Source organism: Micromonospora sp. NPDC047548 (assembly GCF_040642975.1).
Taxonomy (GTDB): domain Bacteria; phylum Actinomycetota; class Actinomycetes; order Mycobacteriales; family Micromonosporaceae; genus Micromonospora.
Map to the genome: position 1 here is coordinate 1 of NZ_JBEYTI010000103.1, position 5,018 is coordinate 5,018.

The following is a 5,018-nucleotide window of genomic DNA, read 5'->3' on the forward strand; positions in this document are numbered from 1 at the left end:
TGGTGGAAAGTTTTTCGGCCTGGGATGGGCTCGCGGCCTATCAGCTTGTTGGTGGGGTGATGGCCTACCAAGGCGACGACGGGTAGCCGGCCTGAGAGGGCGACCGGCCACACTGGGACTGAGACACGGCCCAGACTCCTACGGGAGGCAGCAGTGGGGAATATTGCACAATGGGCGGAAGCCTGATGCAGCGACGCCGCGTGAGGGATGACGGCCTTCGGGTTGTAAACCTCTTTCAGCAGGGACGAAGCGTAAGTGACGGTACCTGCAGAAGAAGCGCCGGCCAACTACGTGCCAGCAGCCGCGGTAAGACGTAGGGCGCGAGCGTTGTCCGGATTTATTGGGCGTAAAGAGCTCGTAGGCGGCTTGTCGCGTCGACTGTGAAAACCCGCAGCTCAACTGCGGGCCTGCAGTCGATACGGGCAGGCTAGAGTTCGGTAGGGGAGACTGGAATTCCTGGTGTAGCGGTGAAATGCGCAGATATCAGGAGGAACACCGGTGGCGAAGGCGGGTCTCTGGGCCGATACTGACGCTGAGGAGCGAAAGCGTGGGGAGCGAACAGGATTAGATACCCTGGTAGTCCACGCTGTAAACGTTGGGCGCTAGGTGTGGGGGGCCTCTCCGGTTCCCTGTGCCGCAGCTAACGCATTAAGCGCCCCGCCTGGGGAGTACGGCCGCAAGGCTAAAACTCAAAGGAATTGACGGGGGCCCGCACAAGCGGCGGAGCATGCGGATTAATTCGATGCAACGCGAAGAACCTTACCTGGGTTTGACATGGCCGCAAAACCGGCAGAGATGTCGGGTCCTTCGGGGGCGGTCACAGGTGGTGCATGGCTGTCGTCAGCTCGTGTCGTGAGATGTTGGGTTAAGTCCCGCAACGAGCGCAACCCTCGTTCGATGTTGCCAGCGCGTTATGGCGGGGACTCATCGAAGACTGCCGGGGTCAACTCGGAGGAAGGTGGGGATGACGTCAAGTCATCATGCCCCTTATGTCCAGGGCTTCACGCATGCTACAATGGCCGGTACAATGGGCTGCGATACCGTGAGGTGGAGCGAATCCCAAAAAGCCGGTCTCAGTTCGGATCGGGGTCTGCAACTCGACCCCGTGAAGTCGGAGTCGCTAGTAATCGCAGATCAGCAACGCTGCGGTGAATACGTTCCCGGGCCTTGTACACACCGCCCGTCACGTCACGAAAGTCGGCAACACCCGAAGCCGGTGGCCCAACCCCTTGTGGGAGGGAGCCGTCGAAGGTGGGGCTGGCGATTGGGACGAAGTCGTAACAAGGTAGCCGTACCGGAAGGTGCGGCTGGATCACCTCCTTTCTAAGGAGCACCTTCCACCGAAAGGTGGTAAGGAGCCCACACCATTCGAATGTGATGGTGGGGTGCTCAATGGCGGAGACACTGGCGAGTCTGGTCCTGGCAACGGCCGGGTTCCTCCTGGTACTGCTGCTCTTCGGAGTGGTGTGGAACGGAGTCCTGGTGCGGCTGGGCACGGATGTAGAGCACCCTGTTGGGTCCTGAAGGAACAACCTGTGGGTTGTCTTTCAGAGCCTTCTAGCGAAGCGTGAGCGCTTCGCGGGCTGCCAGGCATGGCCTGGCCTCGCAAACGGGATCCCTGTGAGGGGTCGAGGTGTGGGGCGGATCGGGTTGTGGGTTGGTCGTTTGTTGAGAATTGCACAGTGGACGCGAGCATCTTTGTGGTCAAGTTGTCAAGGGCGAACGGTGGATGCCTTGGCACCAGGAGCCGATGAAGGACGTGGGAGGCCGCGATAGGCCTGGGGGAGCTGTCAACCAAGCTGTGATCCCAGGGTGTCCGAATGGGGAAACCCGGCACCAGTCATGTGGTGTCACCTGCACCTGAACACATAGGGTGTATGGAGGGAACGCGGGGAAGTGAAACATCTCAGTACCCGTAGGAAGAGAAAACAATTTAGTGATTCCGTGAGTAGTGGCGAGCGAAAGCGGATTGAGGCTAAACCGGCTGCGTGTGATACCTGTCAGGGGTTGCGTGGTCGGGGTTGTGGGACCCCGCTGAACAAGCTGACACTTGTTCGAGGAGTTACAAAGTCAGTGGCTAGCCGAATGGTGTGGAAAAGCCAACCGTAGACGGTGATAGTCCGGTACGTGAAAGTTGCTGACCTTCTGTGGGTGTTCCCGAGTAGCGGCGGACCCCTGAAATCTGCCGTGAATCTGCCAGGACCACCTGGTAAGCCTAAATACTTCCTGGTGACCGATAGCGGACGAGTACCGTGAGGGAATGGTGAAAAGTACCCCGGGAGGGGAGTGAAATAGTACCTGAAACCGTTCGCCTACAATCCGTCGGAGCCTTGCGGGGTGACGGCGTGCCTTTTGAAGAATGAGCCTGCGAGTTAGTGGCATGTGGCGAGGTTAACCCGTGTGGGGGAGCCGTAGCGAAAGCGAGTCTGAATAGGGCGATTCAGTCGCGTGTCCTAGACCCGAAGCGGAGTGATCTAGCCATGGGCAGGCTGAAGCGCGGGTAAGACCGCGTGGAGGGCCGAACCCACCAACGTTGAAAAGTTGGGGGATGACCTGTGGTTAGGGGTGAAAGGCCAATCAAACTCCGTGATAGCTGGTTCTCCCCGAAATGCATTTAGGTGCAGCGTCGCGTGTTTCTTGCCGGAGGTAGAGCACTGGATGGTCTAGGGGGCCCACAAGCTTACCGAAATCAGCCAAACTCCGAATGCCGGTAAGTGAGAGCGCGGCAGTGAGACTGCGGGGGATAAGCTTCGTAGTCGAGAGGGAAACAGCCCAGATCACCAGCTAAGGCCCCTAAGCGTGTGCTAAGTGGAAAAGGATGTGGGGTCGCATAGACAACCAGGAGGTTGGCTTAGAAGCAGCCACCCTTTAAAGAGTGCGTAATAGCTCACTGGTCAAGTGGTTCCGCGCCGACAATGTAGCGGGGCTCAAGCACACCGCCGAAGCTGTGGCATTCACATTTTAACCTTGCGGTGCCTTGATGTGCCGTGCAGGTGTGTGGATGGGTAGGGGAGCGTCGTGCCGGGGGTGAAGCAACGGGGTGACCTAGTTGTGGACGCGGCACGAGTGAGAATGCAGGCATGAGTAGCGAAAGAAGGGTGAGAAACCCTTCCGCCGGATGACCAAGGGTTCCAGGGCCAGGCTAATCCGCCCTGGGTGAGTCGGGACCTAAGGCGAGGCCGAGAGGCGTAGTCGATGGACAACGGGTTGATATTCCCGTACCCGCGAAAGAGCGTCCCTGATGAACCTCGTTGTGCTAACCACCCGAACTGTCGGAGGTCTTCGGACCGATGATGGGGAGCGTGGGAACCTGGCGGGTAGTAGTCAAGCGATGGGGTGACGCAGGAAGGTAGCTGATCCCGGCCGGTGGTTGTGCCGGGGTAAGCGTGTAGGCCGCACCATAGGCAAATCCGTGGTGCATATAGGCTGAGACGTGATGCCGAGCCGATTCAGGTGAAGTCAGTGATCCTATGCTGCCGAGAAAAGCCTCTAGCGAGTTCTTAGCGGCCCGTACCCCAAACCGACACAGGTGGTCAGGTAGAGAATACCGAGGCGATCGGGCGAACTGTGGTTAAGGAACTCGGCAAATTGCCCCCGTAACTTAGGGAGAAGGGGGGCCGGAGACGTGAAGCCCCGCGCGGGTGGAGCGTTGTATGGCCGCAGAGAGCAGGGGGAAGCGACTGTTTACTAAAAACACAGGTCCATGCGAAGAAGTAATTCGATGTATATGGACTGACGCCTGCCCGGTGCTGGAACGTTAAGGGGACCTGTTAGCTCTTCGGGGCGAAGCGGAGAACTTAAGCGCCAGTAAACGGCGGTGGTAACTATAACCATCCTAAGGTAGCGAAATTCCTTGTCGGGTAAGTTCCGACCTGCACGAATGGCGTAACGACTTCCCCACTGTCTCAACCACAGGCCCGGCGAAATTGCATTACGAGTAAAGATGCTCGTTACGCGCGGCAGGACGGAAAGACCCCGGGACCTTTACTATAGCTTGACATTGGTATCCGAATTAGCTTGTGTAGGATAGGTGGGAGCCGGTGAAGTCCATACGCCAGTATGGGTGGAGGCAATCTTGAAATACCACTCTGGTTGATTTGGGTATCTAACTTCGGACCGTTATCCGGTTCAGGGACAGTGTCTGGTGGGTAGTTTAACTGGGGCGGTTGCCTCCTAAAGGGTAACGGAGGCGCCCAAAGGTTCCCTCAGCCTGGTTGGCAATCAGGTGTTGAGTGCAAGTACACAAGGGAGCTTGACTGTGAGACTGACAGGTCGAGCAGGGACGAAAGTCGGGACTAGTGATCCGGCACTTGCGAGTGGAAGCGGTGTCGCTCAACGGATAAAAGGTACCCCGGGGATAACAGGCTGATCTTCCCCAAGAGTCCATATCGACGGGATGGTTTGGCACCTCGATGTCGGCTCGTCGCATCCTGGGGCTGTAGCAGGTCCCAAGGGTTGGGCTGTTCGCCCATTAAAGCGGTACGCGAGCTGGGTTTAGAACGTCGTGAGACAGTTCGGTCCCTATCCGCCGTGCGCGTAGGATACTTGAGAAGGGCTGTCCCTAGTACGAGAGGACCGGGACGGACGAACCTCTGGTGTGCCAGTTGTCCCGCCAGGGGCACGGCTGGTTAGCTACGTTCGGAAGGGATAACCGCTGAAAGCATCTAAGCGGGAAGCTCGCTTCAAGATGAGGTATCCCACCATCCTTTGGGTGGGTAAGGCCCCCAGCTAGACGACTGGGTTGATAGGCCGGAAATGTAAGCCCGGTAACGGGTTCAGTTGACCGGTACTAATAGGCCGAGGACTTGACTACGAAGCTGCTACGCGTCCACTGTGCAACTCCCGACAAACGAACACCCCCAACAATGTTGGGTGTGGTGTTTGACAAGTCGATAGAGTTACGGCGGTCATGGCGGAGGGGAAACGCCCGGTAACATTCCGAACCCGGAAGCTAAGCCCTCCAGCGCCGATGGTACTGCACTCGGGAGGGTGTGGGAGAGTAGGACACCGCCGGACAA

General features: G+C 58.1%; 3 rRNA genes. All 3 read left to right on the forward strand.

From position 1 onward, the window contains the following. Positions 1-1,323, forward strand: a 16S ribosomal RNA gene (locus ABZ807_RS33035); the annotation flags it as partial. Between the two features lie 379 nt (positions 1,324-1,702). Next, positions 1,703-4,813 (forward strand): 23S ribosomal RNA (locus ABZ807_RS33040). Between the two features lie 86 nt (positions 4,814-4,899). After that, positions 4,900-5,016, forward strand: a 5S ribosomal RNA gene (gene rrf / locus ABZ807_RS33045). The last annotated feature ends 2 nt before the right edge of the window (positions 5,017-5,018 follow it).